Genomic DNA, 15,086 nt, shown 5'->3' on the forward strand with positions numbered 1-15,086 from the left:
CTCGCCAACCTAATCCCTTCGCGCGCGCAGCGCAGGTCTCTCACCCGTGCGGGGCGGCGGCTCCCGGCGGCCCGACCCGGTCACCGCACCCGGCGGGTGCCGTCGCCGAGGGGCTCGGTGACTCCCGCCGCGTCGAGGCGTTCGAGCAGCGGCACCATCACGCGGCGGGTCGTGTCGAGGGCGCGGCGGGCGTCGGCGACCGTGAACGGCTGGGCGAGGCCGGGCAGGACCGCCGCCGCCCGTTCCTCGATGCCCGGGGCGACGTAGACGCCCTCGGCCAGCAGCGTGAGGCGGCCGTGGCGGACGGCGGCGGCCAGTTCGCGCCGGCCCAGCCCCAGTTCGCGGAGGTGATCGGTCCCGGGGGCGCGGAAGGGGTGCTCGGCGAACTCGGCCTCCAGCTCGGCGACGGCCTCGGCGACGCGCGGTTCGAGACCGGTGCCGGGCAGGCGCACCAGCCCGTCGCGGGTTTCCAACCCGGTGAGCAGCGGCGGTAGGAGCTCCTGCGCGGGCAGCTCCAGCCTTCGCCGCAGAGTCTCTTCAGGCATGCCCGCGGCAACGGGGCGGTCACGGGTCCAGGCGGCGACCTCCTCACCGACCAGCGCTTTGAGGTGGGCGAACCGTGCGGGATCCACCAGCCATTCGCCCACGCGCTCGCCGGTCGGCGCGAAGCCCATCGCCCGGAACTCCGTCGCCCTGACGAACCCCCGCCGTTCCAGGTGGGCCGGCGCCGGCTCGCGCGTCAGCTCGTCACCTCGCGCGCGTGCGGCGCCCCGGCGCCGCAGTTCGGGCGGCCGGACGTCGAGCACCTCGACCCCGGCCGGGATGACGTGGGCGCCCGGGTCACGGACCAGGCCCCGGTCGCCGACGCGCAGCGGCAGCGGAGTCCGCAGCGTCAGCCGCGCGGTGTCCGTCCCGAGTGGACGGACCCGCGCCGCGACGGCCGCGGTGCCCAGGTGCAGCACCAGCGACTGGTGCAGGTCCGCGGAGCGGGTGCCCCTCACGCGGACGTCCGCTTCGGTCGTGGTCAGCCACGCTCCGGGAGTCAGCAGTGCGTCGCCGCGCCGGGCCTGCTCGCGTGCGACGCCTCGAAGGTTCACCGCCACCCGCGCGACACCGGTCACGCGGTCCCGAGGCTCCCCCAGCGCTTCGATCCCCTTCACCGTGACGATGACACCCCCGAGGTCCAGCTCGTCACCGGTCGAGATCGTGCCCGCGGCGAGGGTCCCGGTCACGACCGTGCCCGCGCCGCGGACCGTGAACGCGCGGTCGAGCCACAGGCGCACGTCGGCCTGAGCGTCCGGCACCGGCAATGTGGCGACGAGCTCGCCCAACGCGGCCCGCAGCTCGTCGAACCCGGCGCCGGTCGTGCCGCTGACCGCGACCGAGGGCACAGAACCCAGCGACGTCGGGGAAAACTCGTGCAGCGCCGCCGCCGTGGCGGGCCCCGGCTCGGCGCGGTCCGCCTTGGTCACCACGAGCAGGCCGCGGTCCACGCCGAACGCGTCCAGCGCGGCGAGGTGCTCGGCCGACTGCGGTTTCCAGCCCTCGTCGGCCGCCACCACGAACACCACGGCCGGCACCGGTCCGGCACCGGCGAGCATGTTGGGCACGAACCGTTCGTGGCCGGGCACGTCGACGAACGCCACGTCCTCGCCGCCGATCCGGGTCCACGCGAAGCCCAGGTCGATCGTGAGGCCGCGGCGGCGTTCCTCCGCCCAGCGGTCGGGTTCCATCCCGGTGAGCCGCCGCACCAGCGTGGACTTGCCGTGGTCCACGTGACCGGCGGTGGCGATCACCCGCACCCGATCACCCGGACCCCAGCACCGCGTCCGCGATCGTGGCGTCGTCGCCGGGCGGGACGGTCCGCAGGTCCAGCAGGCAGCGGTCGCGGACGAGGCGGCCGACGACGGGTGGCTGCCCGGTGCGCAGCGCTTCGGCGTAGCGCGCGGGCAACGCGACGGCCACGCTCGGCACCTCGACTCCGGGCGCTCCCCCGCCCCCGACGGCGGCCGCCGACTCGACGACCTCGGCGTCCACTCCGGCCGCACACAGCGTCGCGCACAGCTCGTCCGTGCGGCCGCGCAATTCCGGCAGCGGGATCCGCAGCGCTTCCTGAACCGGGGGACGCGGGCCGCGCAACGTCGCCTCGAGTGCCGCCAGCGTCAGCTTGTCCACGCGCAGCGCCCGCGCCGCCGGGTGCCGGCGCAGCCGCTCCACCAGCGCCGCGTCGCCGAGCAGGAGGCCGGCCTGCGGGCCGCCGAGGAGCTTGTCGCCACTCGCGGTGACGAGGTGCGCGCCCTGGGCGAGCACCGTGGCCGCGTCGGGTTCGTCCGGCAGCAGCGGGTGCGGCGCGAGCAGCCCGGAGCCGATGTCCACGACCAGCGGCACGCCGAGCCCGGCCAGGTCCGCCACCGGCGCTTCCGCCGTGAAGCCGGTGACGCGGTAGTTGGACGGGTGGACCTTGAGCAGGAACGCGGTCTCGGGGCCGATCGCGGCGGCGTAGTCGGCGAGGTGCGTGCGGTTCGTCGTCCCGACCTCGCGCAGCCGCGCGCCGGTCGAAGCCAGCAGGTCCGGGATCCGGAAACCGTCGCCGATCTCGACGAGCTCGCCCCGGCTGACCACGATCTCGCGGCCCGGCGCGAGCGCCAGCGCGCACAGCAGGAGGGCGGCGGCGTTGTTGTTCACCACGTGCACGCCGCCCGCCGCCGGCACGGCTTCGGCCAGGGCCGTGAGCGCACCGCGGCCCCGGCGGGCACGCCGGCCGGTGGTGAGGTCGAACTCGACGTCCGTGGCCCCCGCGGCCGCGGCGACGGCGTCCACCGCCGCCCGCGACAACGGCGCCCGGCCGAGGTTGGTGTGCACGACGACACCGGTGGCGTTGACGACCGGCCGCAGCGAAGCCGCGTGCCCGGGGAGGCGGGCCAGGATGTCGTCGACGATCGCCTCGGGGGTGAGCAGGCCCGCCCGGACCCGTTGCTGGGCGCCGGTCACGATGGACTTCACCAGGTCACGACCGAGCAGCTCGCCGGCCTTGGCGATGCGCGGGTCGGCGAGCAGCGCGTCGGTGCGGGGCACGGCCCGGCGCGGATCGGTCACCCGCGGCGCTCCCGGCGGAGGCGGACGGGAATCGAACCCGCCGGCGACAGCGCCTGCCGCCCGACGGTTTTGAAGACCGCGCCGGCCACCAGGCCGGAGACGCCTCCCTGGAGCATGCCGCCATCCTGCCAAGGTCGCGGCGCGGCCGCAGCCCGGGCACGATGGGCCGCGTGGAGTACCGGCTGACGCAGTACGCGCACGGCGGGGGCTGTGCGTGCAAGATCCCGCCCGGCGAGCTCGAGGACGTGGTCCGCGGCCTCACCGGCAAGTCGCCCGACAATCCGCCCGGCGAGCTGCTCGTGGGACTCGACGACGGCGACGACGCGGCCGCCGTGCGGATCTCCGGCGGCACGGCCCTCATCGCGACGACCGACTTTTTCACCCCCGTCGTCGACGACCCCTACGACTGGGGCCGCATCGCCGCCGCGAACGCGCTGTCCGACGTGTACGCGATGGGCGGGACTCCCGTGGTCGCCGTGAACCTGCTCGGCTGGCCGCGCGGTGTGCTGCCGTTCGAGCTGGCCACGGAGGTCCTGCGCGGCGGCCTCGACGTCTGCGGCCCGGCCGGCTGCCACCTCGCGGGCGGGCACAGCGTGGACGACCCCGAGCCCAAGTACGGCCTCGCCGTCACCGGCATCGCCGACCCGGATCGCTTGCTGCGCAACGACTCCGGCCGCCCGGGCGTGCCGCTGACCCTCACGAAGCCGCTCGGCATCGGCGTGCTCAACTCCCGTCACAAGGCCACGGGCGAACGCTTCGACCACGCCGTCGCCACCATGACCACGCTCAACGCCGGCGCCGCCCGCGCCGCGCTGGCCGCCGGCGCCACCTGCGCGACCGACGTCACCGGCTTCGGCCTGCTCGGCCACCTCCACAAGCTGGCCCGCGCGAGCCACGTCACCGCCCGCCTCGACCCGGCCGCCGTCCCGTATCTCGACGGTGCCCGCGAGGCCCTCGCCGCCGGCCACATCAGCGGCGGCACCCGCCGCAACCTCGACTGGGTCCGCCCCCACACCGACCTCTCCCGCGTCCCCGAGGACGAGGCCCTGCTCCTGGCCGACGCCCAGACCTCGGGCGGGCTCCTGATCGCCGGCGAAGTTCCCGGCTACCCGGTCATCGGCGAACTGCTGCCGGCCGGCGAGCACACCGTCGTCGTCGCCTGATCCGGTGCACTCGACCCGCAGGAGCGCACGGCCGTGAGGCGGGCCGCGCCCACCGAAGGTTGAGCCGCCGAGACACCGGGCACCCGGGGATCATCCGGCGGCCCGCGCCGGAGCGCGGAGCGACGATGGAGGTGCTGTGGTGACCGAAGAGGTGCAGCCGATTCCGGCGAAGGAACGCTCGTTCGGCGAGCTCGTCTCCGACCTCACCGACCAGGTGAAACGGCTGGTGCGCGACGAGGTCCGGCTCGGGGTCCTGGAGCTGAAGGAGAAGAGCACGCGGATGGGCGTGGGCGCCGGGTTGTTCGGCGCCGCCGGGCTCGTCGCGCTGTTCGGTGCCGGGGCGCTGGTGGCCGCCGCGATCATGGCGCTCGCGCTGGTGCTGCCCGGATGGGCCTCGGCGCTGGTCGTCGCGGGCGCGTTGTTCGCCGTCGCCGGGATCGCGGCGCTCGTCGGGCGCACGCAGATCAAGAACGCGACACCGCCGGTGCCGCGGGAAGCCATCGAGGGCGTCCGCGAGGACGTCGAGGTCGTGCGGCAGGAGGTGCGCTCGTGAACCGCGAGTTCCCGGAGACCCCGGACGAGGTCCGCATCGACCGCGATGCCACGCGCGCCGAGCTCGCGCAGACGCTGGAGACCCTGGAGCAGAAGCTCGACGTGCGCCCGAAGATCAGGCAGGGCATCGACGACCGGCTCGACCAGGCCGAGGCGAAGGTCGGCACGGTCGTCGGCGAACCGGCGGCCGCGAAGTTCCGCCAGGGCGCCGACACCGTGCGCGCCAACCCGGTGCCGGTCTTCGCGAGCCTGGTCGGCCTGATCGTCGTGCTGCGGCTCATCCTGCGCCGGCGCTCGCACGGAGACTGAGCGTTGCCGATCAGCGGCGCCGCGGATGTTTGCCCGCCACGGCCCGGCGGTACCCGGGCGGCATGACCACAACCGTTGCTGACTACGTGTTGCAGAGGCTGCGCGAATGGGACGTCGAGCAGGTGTTCGGCTATCCCGGGGACGGCATCAACGGCCTCGTCACCGCGTTCGGCGCCGCGGGCGACGAGCCGCGGTTCGTGCAGGCCCGGCACGAGGAGATGGCGGCGTTCGAGGCCGTCGGGTACGCGAAGTTCAGCGGACGCGTCGGCGTGTGCGTGGCGACGTCCGGGCCCGGCGCCATCCACCTGCTCAACGGGCTCTACGACGCCAAGCTCGACCACGTGCCCGTGGTGGCGATCGTCGGCCAGACCGCGCGCAGCGCGATGGGCGGCAGCTACCAGCAGGAAGTCGACCTGCAGGCGCTGTTCAAGGACGTCGCGAGCGAGTACCTCGTCGAGGTCAACGTGCCGGAGCAGCTGCCCAACGCGCTCGACCGCGCCATCCGCACCGCGCTCGCGCAGCGGGCCCCCACGGCCCTGATCATCCCGGCGGACGTGCAGGAGCTGCCGTACTCGCCGCCCGAGCACGAGTTCAAGCACGTGCCCTCCAGCCCGCCCGGCCACCCGCGCGCGAAGGTCGTGCCGCCGGACGAAGAGCTGACGAGAGCGGCCGAGGTCCTCAACGCCGGCGAGAAGGTCGCGATCCTGATCGGCCAAGGCGCGCGCAACGCCGTGACCGAGGTCCGCGAGGTCGCCGAGCTGACGGGCGCGGGTGTGGCGAAAGCGTTGCTGGGCAAGGACGTGCTGCCCGACGACCTGCCGTACGTGACCGGCGCGATCGGCCTGCTGGGCACGCGCCCGAGCTACGAGCTCATGAACGACTGCGACACGCTGCTGATCATCGGCTCCGGCTTCCCGTACAGCCAGTTCCTGCCGCCGTTCGGGCAGGCGCGCGCGGTGCAGATCGACCTCGACGCGCGGTTCCTGGGCCTGCGCTACCCCACCGAGGTCACCCTCCTCGGCGACGCCAAGTCCACTTTGGAACAGCTCATCCCGTTGCTGGAACGCAAGACCGAGCGCGCGTGGCGTGAGCGGATCGAGAAGAACGTGACCGAGTGGTCGGACACCGTCACGCGGCAGGCCATGCTGGCGGCGGACCCGATCAACCCGATGCGGATCGTCCACGAGCTGTCCGAGCGGATCCCGGAAGACGCCATCGTCACCGCCGACTCCGGCTCGACGGCCAACTGGTACGCCCGCAACCTGCGCATCCGCGGCCGGATCCGCGCTTCGCTGTCGGGGACGCTGGCGACGATGGGCCCGGGCGTGCCGTATGCGATCGGCGCCAAGTTCGCCCATCCCGACCGCCCGGTGGTCGCGCTCGTGGGCGACGGGGCCATGCAGATGAACGGCCTGGCCGAGCTGCTCACCCTCGCGCGCTACCGCGAGCTCTGGGCCGACCAGCGATGCGTGATCTGCGTCTTCCACAACGGTGACCTCAACCAGGTCACGTGGGAGCTGCGCGCGATGGGTGGCGCGCCGAAGTTCGAGCCGTCGCAGTCGCTGCCCGAAGTGTCCTATGCGGACTTCGCCCGCGGCATCGGGCTGGGCGGCATCGCGGTCGACGACCCCGAGCGCCTCGGCGACGCCTGGGCCACGGCGCTCGACGCCGACGTGCCGACCGTGCTCGACGTGCGGTGCGACCCGGAGGTGCCGCCGATCCCGCCGCACGCGACGTTCGAGCAGATCAAGTCCATGACCGAATCGGTGCTCAAGGGCGACCCGAACGCGTGGCACCTGGTCGCCCAGGGCCTCAAGACGAAGGTCCAGGAGCTCCTGCCGATGCGCACCTGATCCCGCGCACCAGAAAGGAGTCCCTTGTGGACACGCACGACCTGCGTCCACTGACGACCGCGACCGGACCGTTCGCCTCGGTCCACTTCGACGAGTCACACGACACCGAGGACGCGGCGAAGCAGCTTCGCCTGCGACTCAAGGAGATCAACGTGTCCCTGTCCGAGCAGGACGCCGACCCGGACACGGTCGCCGCGATCGTCGACGCGATCGAAACCACTCCCCCGCCCGTCGGGCAGGCCGGGCGGAGCCTCATCGCCGCGCGCGGCGAGATCGTGGCCGACCGCCGGCTCGCCGCGCCGCCCGCGGCGCAGGAGGCGCGCTACTCGGACCTGCCGTACTTCCTGCCGGTGGTGACGCACGCCGAGGACGCGCCGGAGCACGTGGTGGTGCTCGTCGACCGTCAGGGTGCCGACGTCGAGGTGCGCCACCCCGACGGCACGGTGCGCGCGGAAACCGTGCAGGGCTCCGAGAACGACGTGCACAAGGTCCGCGGCGGCGGTCCGGCGCACCGGAACCTGCAGCACCGCACCCAGGAAGCCGTGCGGCACAACCTCGAGGACGTCGCCGTGGCCGTGGCCAAGACGGTCGAACGGACCGGCGCCCGCCTGGTCGTGCTGGCCGGCGAGGTGCAGGCCCGCGCCGAGCTGCTGGGCCTGCTGCCGGAGCCCGTGCGCGCGATCACCGAGGAGACCGACGCCGGGGGCCGCGCCGCCGGCACCGACCGCGGCGAGCTGGACGAGCACGTCCACGAGCTGCTGGCCGGCCGCCACCTCCGCGAGCTGGACGACCTCGCCGACCGCTTCCGCGCCGAGGCCGGTCGCGGTTCGGGCCTCGCCGTCAGCGGCCTCGAGGCCGTCACGGCGGCGCTGTCCGAGGCCAACGTCGCCACCCTGCTCGTCGGCGACCCCGGCGACGCCGAGGTGCTCACCGGGCGCGAACCCACCCAAGTCGGCGTCGCCGCACCCCGGCTGGCCGCCCTCGGCGCTCCCGACCCCGCACCACACCGCGCCGACGAGGCCCTCCCGTACGCCGCCGTCGCCGTCGGCGCGGACGTCGTGGTGATGGACGAGCGCCTCGACCTGCCCGGCGGGTTCGCCGCCCTTCTGCGCCACCCGTGACCCCCGGGCGGTGCGGACACTCGGCGGGGTGTGCCCGCACCGCCCGGAAACCGACCACGACGAGGGCCGGCCGGACACCACGGTCCGGCCGGCTTTATCTGCACCGTGTCTCAGTCTTCCTCCGCACGCGCGCGGCCCCATCCGCTGCGCACCACCGGCGCCACCTCGTGGTCCCGCGGGGCACCCGTGACAGCGTGACCGGGCACGAAGCGGGCCGACTCGGGCGAGACTCCCGTCGTGCTCCACAACGCGAAGGGCCGGCCGGACACCGCAGTCCGGCCGGCCCTTCGTCCTGCCTCAATCCTCCTCCGCCACCCCCATCACCGCGCCCGCGACGGCGTCCACCACGCCGTCGTCGAAGGGGGTCGGCACGATGTGCTGCGGGGTGAGGTCGTCGGCGACGACGTCGGCCAGGGCGCGGGCCGCGGCGAGGAGCATGCGGCTCGTGACGCGGGGCGCGCCGGAGTCGAGCAGGCCGCGGAAGACGCCCGGGAACACCAGCACGTTGTTGATCTGGTTCGGGTGGTCACTGCGGCCGGTCGCCACGATCTGCGCGTGCTTGCCCGCGAGGTCCGGGTCGATCTCGGGGTCCGGGTTGGCCAGCGCGAAGACGATCGCGCGGCCGGCCATCGCGGCGATGTCGTCCTCGCCGAGCAGGCCGCCGGCGCTGACGCCGATGAAGACGTCGGCGCCGGAGAGCGCGTCACGCAGGCTGCCCTCGACGGCGCCGTCACGGTTGGTGTTCTCGGCGAGCCAGCGCTTCTCGCCGACGAGGTCGCGGCCGGGGTGCAGCACACCCTGACTGTCACAGACGGCGATGCGCTCGTAGCCGGCCTCGCGCAGGAGCCGGGCCGTGGCGCTGCCCGCCGCGCCCGCGCCGGAGATCACCACGGACGTGCCGGCGGGCTCGCGTTCGGTCAGCTTCATCGCGTTGTGCAGCGCGGCGAGCACGACCACCGCGGTGCCGTGCTGGTCGTCGTGGAAGACGGGGATGTCGAGCTCGTCGTGCAGGCGGCGCTCGACCGTGAAGCACCTCGGCGCGGCGATGTCCTCAAGGTTGATCGCGCCGAACGACGTCGCGAGGTCCTTCACGGTGCGCACCAGGTCGTCCGGGTCCCGGCTGACGGGGCAGATCGGCCACGCGTCGACGTCGGCGAACCGCTTCAGCAGCGCCACCTTGCCCTCCATCACGGGCAGCGCTGCGGCCGGGCCGCGGTCGCCGAGGCCGAGCAGCGCCGAACCGTCGGACACGATCGCGACCGAGTTGGCCTTCACCGTCTCGCGCATCAGCGCGGACGGGTCTTCGGCCACCCGCTCGGCCACCTCGGCGACCCCGGGCGTGTACTCCCTCACCAGGTCCTCGGGACCGTCGAGGCGGACCCGGGCCGAGATCTCCACTTTTCCACGGCTGCGGCTCATGCCAGCCGGATACCCCGTGCGGCCACCGGGAAATCAGTCGGTTTTTCACCGGCGCTACTCCCGCAGAGCCGGCAAGAGCTCCTTCTCCGCGAACGCCAGGAATTCCTCCTGCCGGTCGCCGCCGACCTGGATCAGCGCCAGATCCGTGAAGCCGGAATTCGCGAACTGCCGCACCGCGTCCCGGATCGGCCCGGCCTCCGGACCGCACGGGATCCCCGCCGCCACGTCGTCCTGGCGCACGAACTGCGTGGCTCCCGCGAAGCCGGCCGGACCCGGCAGCTCGGAGTTGACCTTCCACCCGCCGCTGAACCAGCGGAACTGGTCGTGCGCCCGCCGGACGGCCGCGTCGCGATCGGGATCCCAGCACACCGGCAGCTGGGCGACCTTGCGGGTCGGCGGGCCGAGGCGGGTGGCGTCCCACTCGCCGCACAGTGCCGGGTCGGGCTCCACCGCGATCATCACGTCGGCCTGCGGGGCGAACCGGTGCACGGACTGCTTGCCGGACACCGCGATCCCGATCGGCACCCGCGTCGGCGAGAGGTCCCACAGCTTCGCGGAGTCCACGCGGAAGTGCCTGCCCTCGTAGCTGAACGACCCGCCGTCGAACAGCCCGCCGATGATCTGCACGGCCTCGGCGAGCATGTCGTGGCGCACGTTGACCGGCGGCCAGCCCTGCCCGGTGACGTGCTCGTTGAGGTTCTCCCCCGCGCCGAGGCCGAGGGTGAACCGGTCGTCGGACAGCAGCTGGATCGTCGCGGCCTTCTGCGCGACGACGGCCGGGTGGTAGCGCATCGTCGGGCAGGTCACGAACGTCATCAGGTCCACCCGTTCGGTCACCTGGCTCACCGCGCCGAGCACGCTCCACGCGTACGGCGCGTGCCCCTGCTCCGCCAGCCAGGGCGAGTAGTGGTCGCTGCAGACCTCGAAGTCGAAGCCGGCCCGCTCCGCCCCCGCCGCGTGGGCGACCAGTTCCTTCGGCCCGGCCTGCTCGGTCATCAACGTGTACCCGATGCGCATGCGGTGTCCCCCGTTCGGACGAGTCGCGGTGAACCGCCGCCGGTCCACCCTTCCTCCGCCGGAGTTGCCCGTGCCGCACCGGCCGAAACCGGCCGTCACCCGGCGCGGCGCGCTCCGGGCGCGTTTCCCGGTGCGATCTGCGAAGCTGCCTTTCATGGCTTCCCGGACGAGTTCTCCCTGGTTGCGGTGGACGACGATCGCCCCGGCGGTCGCGGTGGTCGTGCTGGCCGTGACGTGGGGGCGGGTGCTCGGGACGGTGCCGGTGATCCTCGTCGCGGTGGTGCTGGCGGCCGCGGTGCTCGCGGCGGTGCACCACGCGGAGGTGGTGGCGCACCGGGTCGGCGAGCCGTTCGGGTCGCTCGTGCTGGCGGTGGCCGTCACGGTCATCGAGGTGGCGCTCATCGTCACGCTCATGATCTCGGGCGGCCCGAAAACGGCTTCGCTCGCGCGGGACACGGTGTTCGCGGCCGTGATGATCACGTGCAACGGCATCCTCGGCCTCTCACTGCTGGTGGGCGCGTGGCGGCGCAAGACGACGGTGTTCAACGCGGAGGGCACCGGCTCCGCACTGGCCACCGTCGCGACGCTCGCCACCCTCAGCCTCGTCCTGCCCACGTTCACGACTTCCCGCAGCGGCCCGGAGTTCTCTCCCGGGCAGCTGGGGTTCGCCGCCCTCGCGTCGCTGATCCTCTACGGGCTTTTCGTGGTCACGCAGACCGTGCGGCACCGCGACTTCTTCCTGCCGATAGACGACGAAGGCGCCGTGGTAGAAGAGGACTCCCACGCGAAGCCGACGACCACCCGCACGGCGTTGCTCAGCCTCGGACTGCTGCTGGTGGCGCTCGTGGCGGTGGTCGGGCTGGCCAAAGTGGAATCGCCGGCGATCGAGGCCGGCGTGGCGGCGCTGGGGTTCCCGCAGTCGTTCGTCGGCGTGGTGATCGCGCTGCTCGTGCTCCTGCCCGAGACGCTCGCCGCCACCAACGCCGCGCGGCGCGATCGCGTGCAGGTGAGCCTGAACCTCGCGCTGGGTTCGGCGATGGCGAGCATCGGCCTCACGATCCCCGCGATCGCGCTCGCCTCGATCTGGCTCAGCGGTCCGCTGCTGCTGGGCCTGGACGCCACGCAGATCGTGCTGCTGGTGATCACCGTCGTGGTCGGCGTCCTCACCGTGGTGCCGGGGCGCGCGACGCGCCTGCAGGGCGGCGTCCACCTCGCGCTGCTGGCGGCCTTCGTGTTCCTTGCCGCAAGCCCGTGATCGGGTGTCGAGTCAGGCCCGGTCCGTTCGTCCTCGGGGTGCAAGGACCTCGTCGAAAGGACGGACAATGGACACTTTGGCGTTGTACCGGCAGGCGCAGGACGGGTTCGACGCGGTGCTCGCCGCGGTGCCCGCCGAGCGCCGGGACGCGCGCTCGACCTGCCCCGAGTGGTCGGTGCGCGACCTCGCAGGCCACGCGGTGTGGGGCCAGCACCAGCTGCGTGCCTGGGCCACCGGCGAGGACTACGCCGACCGCTCGGGCGCACCCGGTTCACCCCATCCCGCGCCCCTCGCGGGCGACGACCCGCTCACGAGCTGGCGCGCAGCCCGTGCGGCCTGCCTCGCCGCGCTGACCCCCGAGGCGCTCGCGCGGACCACCACGATCCCGGGCCTCGGCGAGGTGCCGGTCGCGGCCGTGGTGAGCCTGCTGACCACCGACCTGGTGGCCCACACGTGGGACATCGGCCACGCCCTGGGCGCAGACGTGCGCCTCGACCCCGCCACCGTCACGGCCGCGTTCGACTGGGCCCGCGCGCACGCCGTGCGCGCCCCCGGCTTCTTCGGCCCGGAACTCACCCCGCCGCCCGGCTCGGACGACCAGACGCGGATGCTGGCCTTCCTCGGCCGGGCCGCGTGGGAGCCCGTCGCCGCGTGACGCCGGCCGGTGGGTGTGTCCGGTATGGACACACCCACCGGCTCGCGGCCGCGGGGTTTCCCGGCCGCGGGTGCGGCACCGGCGAATGCGATCCCGTACCGCGAAGTCTTTGCCGTGCCAGGTCAAGGCCCAGCAGCCGGCCGCCGGATCACGCTCCGAGCGCCTTCCGGCCCCGGTCGAACGCGGTCAGTGCGGCTCCGGTCGCGGCCGCGGCCGTGACCTCGAAGACCTCGTCCTCGGTGTGACCGGCGGCCAGCAGCGCGGCGACGTCGGCGTCGGTCACGCGGGAGGACGCCGTGCGGACGGTGTCGGCGTAGGTCTGCCACGGCTCGGCCACCGGATCGCCCGCGACGAGCGCCGCGCGCAGGGCCCGGTCGGTGACGCCGCGCCCCTCGACCACCACGTGGCGGAGGTTTTCGACGACGTCGCCGTGGTCGGTCTTCGTGCCGCCCGAGAGCAGGAAGCCCGGGAAGCGGTAGCCGAAGCGGTGCAGCGCCTGGGTGCCGCTCTCGAGCTGGCCGTCGCGCAGCACGAAGCCGAACGCGTTGGCCAGGCGGTTGACCACGTCCCACACCAGGTTCACGCGCAGCGCCTCCAGCACGGCCGGCGCGGGCACCTCGGCGACCAGCGACGCGTCGGGCTCGCCGCCCGGCCGCGAAACGGTGTCGAGGAAGGCCCGGACCGCCCGCAGTTCCGGGCGGGCGGACGCCGGCTCGTCCGGATCGACCTCGCCCGCGCCGGCGATGCGCGTGAGCTCGGCGTGGGTGACGATGCAGAAGGGGCACTCGTGCAGCTTCGCCGTGCCCATCGCCAGGTACTCGCGCTCGGCGGCCGTCCAGGACGACGGGCCGCGCATGGCCGGTGCCGTGAGGTCCAGCAGGGCGCGGGTCAAGAACTCCGGCCGGTACAGCAGCGTCCGCACGATGTGGGGACTGTCCACTCGGGACACGGCGGCCGTGGCCGAGAGGAACAGCTTCACGCGCCGGCGGTGGCCGCGCTCCAGAATGGACAGTCTCACGGTGTCTCCCCGGGGTCGAGCGCGTCGAGGTCGAGCAGGCGGCGGGCGAGGAACCGCCGGTCCGCCGGCGTGTGGGCGAGTTCGTGGGCGCGCCGGTAGGCGGTGGCCGCTTCGGCGCGCCGGCCGAGGCGGCGCAGCAGGTCCGCGCGCGCCGCGTGCATCAGGTGGTACTGGTCGAGCCCGTCGATCCGCTCGATCAGCGCGAGCCCGGCGGCCGGGCCCTGCGCCATCGCGACCGCCACGGCGTGGTTGAGCGCGACGATGGGCGAAGGCGTGAGCTCCAGCAGCCGCGTGTACAGGCCCGCGATGCCCGCCCAGTCCGTGAGCTCGGCCGACGGCGCCTGCGCGTGCAGCGCCGCGATCGCGGCCTGCACCTGGTACGGGCCGGGCTCGCCGTGGCGCAACGCGCGGTCCAGCAGCCCCAGGGCCTCCGCGATCTCGGCCCGGTCCCACCGCGTCCGGTCCTGGTCTTCCAGCAGCACCACGTCGCCTTCGCCGTCGTGCCGCGCCGCCGCGCGCGAATCGTGCAGCAGCAGCACGGCGACGAGGCCGAGTGCCTCCGGTTCGTCCGGCATCAGCGTGGCCACGAGCTTGCCGAGCCGGATCGCCTCCTGCCGCAGCGCGGTGTGCTCGGGCGAGTCGGCCGCGGCGGTGTAGCCCTGGGTGAAGATCAGATACACCACGGCGAGCACGCCGGCGAGCCGTTCGGGCAGCAGGTGGTCCGGCGGGACTTCGAGCGTGATGCCGGCGTCGCGGATCTTGCGCTTGGCCCGGACCAGCCGCTGCGCGAGCGTGGCTTCGCCGAGGAGGAACGTGCGCGCGATCTGCCCGGCCGTCAGCCCGACCACGGCCTGCAGCGTCAGCGCCACCCGCGCGGGCTCGGCGAGCGCCGGGTGGCAGCAGGTGAAGATCAGGCTCAGCCGTTCGTCGCCCACTTCGAGCAGGCGCCTGTCCGAGAAGTCGGACATCGGCACCACCTCCGGCTCGACCCCGAGCACCGCGAGCTTCTCCCGGCCCAGCCGGGCGCGGCGCAGCCGGTCGATCGCGGTGTTGCGCGCCGCCGTGAGCAGCCACGCCACCGGGTCGTCGGGCACGGCGGCCCACTTGCGCAGGGCGAGCGCACACGCCTCCTGCAGCGCGTCCTCCGCGAGCTCGAAGTCGCCGAGCACGCGGATCAGCGCGGCGAGCATCCGCGCGCGGTCCGCCCGGTAGACCCGCTCCACCGCGGCGGCCGCCGGTTCACTCAGCGGGGACCGCCGCGTCGACCGGCGCGTGGCCCACCCCCGGGATCCCGACGACCGGCCGCACCTCGATCGACCCTTCCTCCGCCATCGGGCACAGCGCGGCGAGCTCGAGGGCTTCGTCGAGGTTGCGGCAGTCGAAGAGGTAGAACCCGCCGAGGTGCTCGTGGGTCTCGGCGAACGGGCCGTCGGTGATCAACGTGCGCCCGTCCCGCACGCTCACGGTGGTCGCCGTCGACTCCGGTTGCAGCGGCTTGCCCTCCACCCACACGCCGCGGCGCCGGCACTCGTCGGCGAACGCGTTCACCCGCGCCACCGCCTCTTCGAACCCGGGGTCGCCCGGTTCGGGGCGTACGCAGTTGTAGATCAGCAGCATGTACTGCACGG

At 73.9% G+C, this 15,086-nt stretch carries 14 protein-coding genes and 1 tRNA gene; 7 read left to right on the forward strand and 8 right to left on the reverse strand.

Going from position 1 to position 15,086, the window contains the following annotated elements:
- Nucleotides 1–80: 80 nt before the first annotated feature.
- From selB to AB0K15_RS31150, 3 genes are all read right to left on the reverse strand, one after another.
- On the reverse strand, nt 81–1,802 hold the full coding sequence (gene selB, locus AB0K15_RS31140; RefSeq protein ID WP_364058328.1) for a selenocysteine-specific translation elongation factor: 1,722 nt from the start codon (nt 1,800–1,802) through the stop codon (nt 81–83).
- 4 nt (nt 1,803–1,806) lie between these two features.
- Nucleotides 1,807–3,096: an L-seryl-tRNA(Sec) selenium transferase gene (selA, locus tag AB0K15_RS31145; RefSeq protein ID WP_364058331.1), complete on the reverse strand. Its 1,290-nt coding sequence runs from the start codon at nt 3,094–3,096 to the stop codon at nt 1,807–1,809.
- Nucleotides 3,097–3,111: 15 nt separating this feature from the next.
- Nucleotides 3,112–3,203 (reverse strand) — tRNA-Sec (locus tag AB0K15_RS31150).
- A gap of 63 nt (nt 3,204–3,266) precedes the next feature.
- On the opposite strand from AB0K15_RS31150, the gene selD reads away from it, so the two are divergent.
- From selD to AB0K15_RS31175, 5 genes are all read left to right on the forward strand, one after another.
- Nucleotides 3,267–4,259 carry a selenide, water dikinase SelD gene (gene selD / locus AB0K15_RS31155; RefSeq protein ID WP_364058334.1) on the forward strand — a complete coding sequence of 331 codons (993 nt, stop codon included), beginning with the start codon at nt 3,267–3,269 and terminating at the stop codon, nt 4,257–4,259.
- 139 nt (nt 4,260–4,398) lie between these two features.
- Entirely contained in the window at nt 4,399–4,812 is a 414-nt protein-coding gene (locus AB0K15_RS31160; protein WP_364058337.1) for a phage holin family protein, read from the forward strand.
- Nucleotides 4,809–5,120 carry a DUF3618 domain-containing protein gene (locus tag AB0K15_RS31165; RefSeq protein WP_364058340.1) on the forward strand — a complete coding sequence of 104 codons (312 nt, stop codon included), beginning with the start codon at nt 4,809–4,811 and terminating at the stop codon, nt 5,118–5,120. Before AB0K15_RS31160 ends, AB0K15_RS31165 begins: the two co-directional genes overlap by 4 nt.
- A 62-nt stretch (nt 5,121–5,182) precedes the next feature.
- Nucleotides 5,183–6,973: a thiamine pyrophosphate-requiring protein gene (locus tag AB0K15_RS31170; protein WP_364058343.1), complete on the forward strand. Its 1,791-nt coding sequence runs from the start codon at nt 5,183–5,185 to the stop codon at nt 6,971–6,973.
- A 26-nt stretch (nt 6,974–6,999) separates the two neighbouring features.
- The gene (locus tag AB0K15_RS31175) at nt 7,000–8,094 is read left to right on the forward strand and encodes a hypothetical protein (RefSeq protein ID WP_364058346.1); all 1,095 of its coding nucleotides are present in this window, start codon (nt 7,000–7,002) and stop codon (nt 8,092–8,094) included.
- A gap of 297 nt (nt 8,095–8,391) precedes the next feature.
- Here the strand turns inward: AB0K15_RS31175 and AB0K15_RS31180 are convergent, their stop codons facing one another.
- Both AB0K15_RS31180 and AB0K15_RS31185 read right to left on the reverse strand, forming a co-directional pair.
- Complete coding sequence (locus tag AB0K15_RS31180) at nt 8,392–9,513, reverse strand: malic enzyme-like NAD(P)-binding protein (RefSeq protein ID WP_364058349.1); 1,122 nt, start codon at nt 9,511–9,513, stop codon at nt 8,392–8,394.
- 54 nt (nt 9,514–9,567) lie between these two features.
- A complete protein-coding gene (locus AB0K15_RS31185; protein WP_364058352.1) occupies nt 9,568–10,530 on the reverse strand; it encodes a TIGR03557 family F420-dependent LLM class oxidoreductase in 963 nt (320 codons plus the stop codon).
- 154 nt (nt 10,531–10,684) lie between these two features.
- Here AB0K15_RS31185 and AB0K15_RS31190 point away from each other — a divergent pair, with 154 nt between their 5' ends.
- Together AB0K15_RS31190 and AB0K15_RS31195 are read left to right on the forward strand one after the other, a co-directional pair.
- Nucleotides 10,685–11,785, forward strand: a complete 1,101-nt coding sequence (locus AB0K15_RS31190; protein WP_364058355.1) for an ionic transporter y4hA — start codon at nt 10,685–10,687, stop codon at nt 11,783–11,785.
- Between the two features lie 67 nt (nt 11,786–11,852).
- The gene (locus AB0K15_RS31195) at nt 11,853–12,440 is read left to right on the forward strand and encodes a TIGR03086 family metal-binding protein (protein ID WP_364058358.1); all 588 of its coding nucleotides are present in this window, start codon (nt 11,853–11,855) and stop codon (nt 12,438–12,440) included.
- Nucleotides 12,441–12,588: 148 nt separating this feature from the next.
- Here AB0K15_RS31195 and AB0K15_RS31200 read toward each other — a convergent pair whose 3' ends face one another.
- The 3 genes from AB0K15_RS31200 to AB0K15_RS31210 are packed head-to-tail and all read right to left on the reverse strand — an operon-like array spanning nt 12,589 to nt 15,084.
- Complete coding sequence (locus AB0K15_RS31200) at nt 12,589–13,458, reverse strand: hypothetical protein (protein WP_364058361.1); 870 nt, start codon at nt 13,456–13,458, stop codon at nt 12,589–12,591.
- A complete protein-coding gene (locus AB0K15_RS31205) occupies nt 13,455–14,681 on the reverse strand; it encodes a DUF6596 domain-containing protein (RefSeq protein ID WP_364058364.1) in 1,227 nt (408 codons plus the stop codon). Before AB0K15_RS31205 ends, AB0K15_RS31200 begins: the two co-directional genes overlap by 4 nt.
- Nucleotides 14,682–14,697: 16 nt before the next feature.
- Nucleotides 14,698–15,084: a YciI family protein gene (locus tag AB0K15_RS31210; RefSeq protein WP_364058366.1), complete on the reverse strand. Its 387-nt coding sequence runs from the start codon at nt 15,082–15,084 to the stop codon at nt 14,698–14,700.
- Between the last annotated feature and the right edge of the window lie 2 nt (nt 15,085–15,086).

The sequence above is a fragment of the Amycolatopsis sp. NPDC049253 genome (assembly GCF_040678995.1).
Classification (GTDB): Bacteria; Actinomycetota; Actinomycetes; order Mycobacteriales; family Pseudonocardiaceae; genus Amycolatopsis.

What these genes read in the sequence shown, in the direction of transcription:
- AB0K15_RS31170 (WP_364058343.1), top strand. Translation starts at nt 5,183, where the DNA reads ATGACCACAACCGTTGCTGACTACGTGTTGCAGAGGCTGCGCGAATGG.
- AB0K15_RS31180 (WP_364058349.1), bottom strand. Translation starts at nt 9,513, where the DNA reads ATGAGCCGCAGCCGTGGAAAAGTGGAGATCTCGGCCCGGGTCCGCCTC.
- AB0K15_RS31185 (WP_364058352.1), bottom strand. Translation starts at nt 10,530, where the DNA reads ATGCGCATCGGGTACACGTTGATGACCGAGCAGGCCGGGCCGAAGGAA.
- AB0K15_RS31190 (WP_364058355.1), top strand. Translation starts at nt 10,685, where the DNA reads ATGGCTTCCCGGACGAGTTCTCCCTGGTTGCGGTGGACGACGATCGCC.
- AB0K15_RS31195 (WP_364058358.1), top strand. Translation starts at nt 11,853, where the DNA reads ATGGACACTTTGGCGTTGTACCGGCAGGCGCAGGACGGGTTCGACGCG.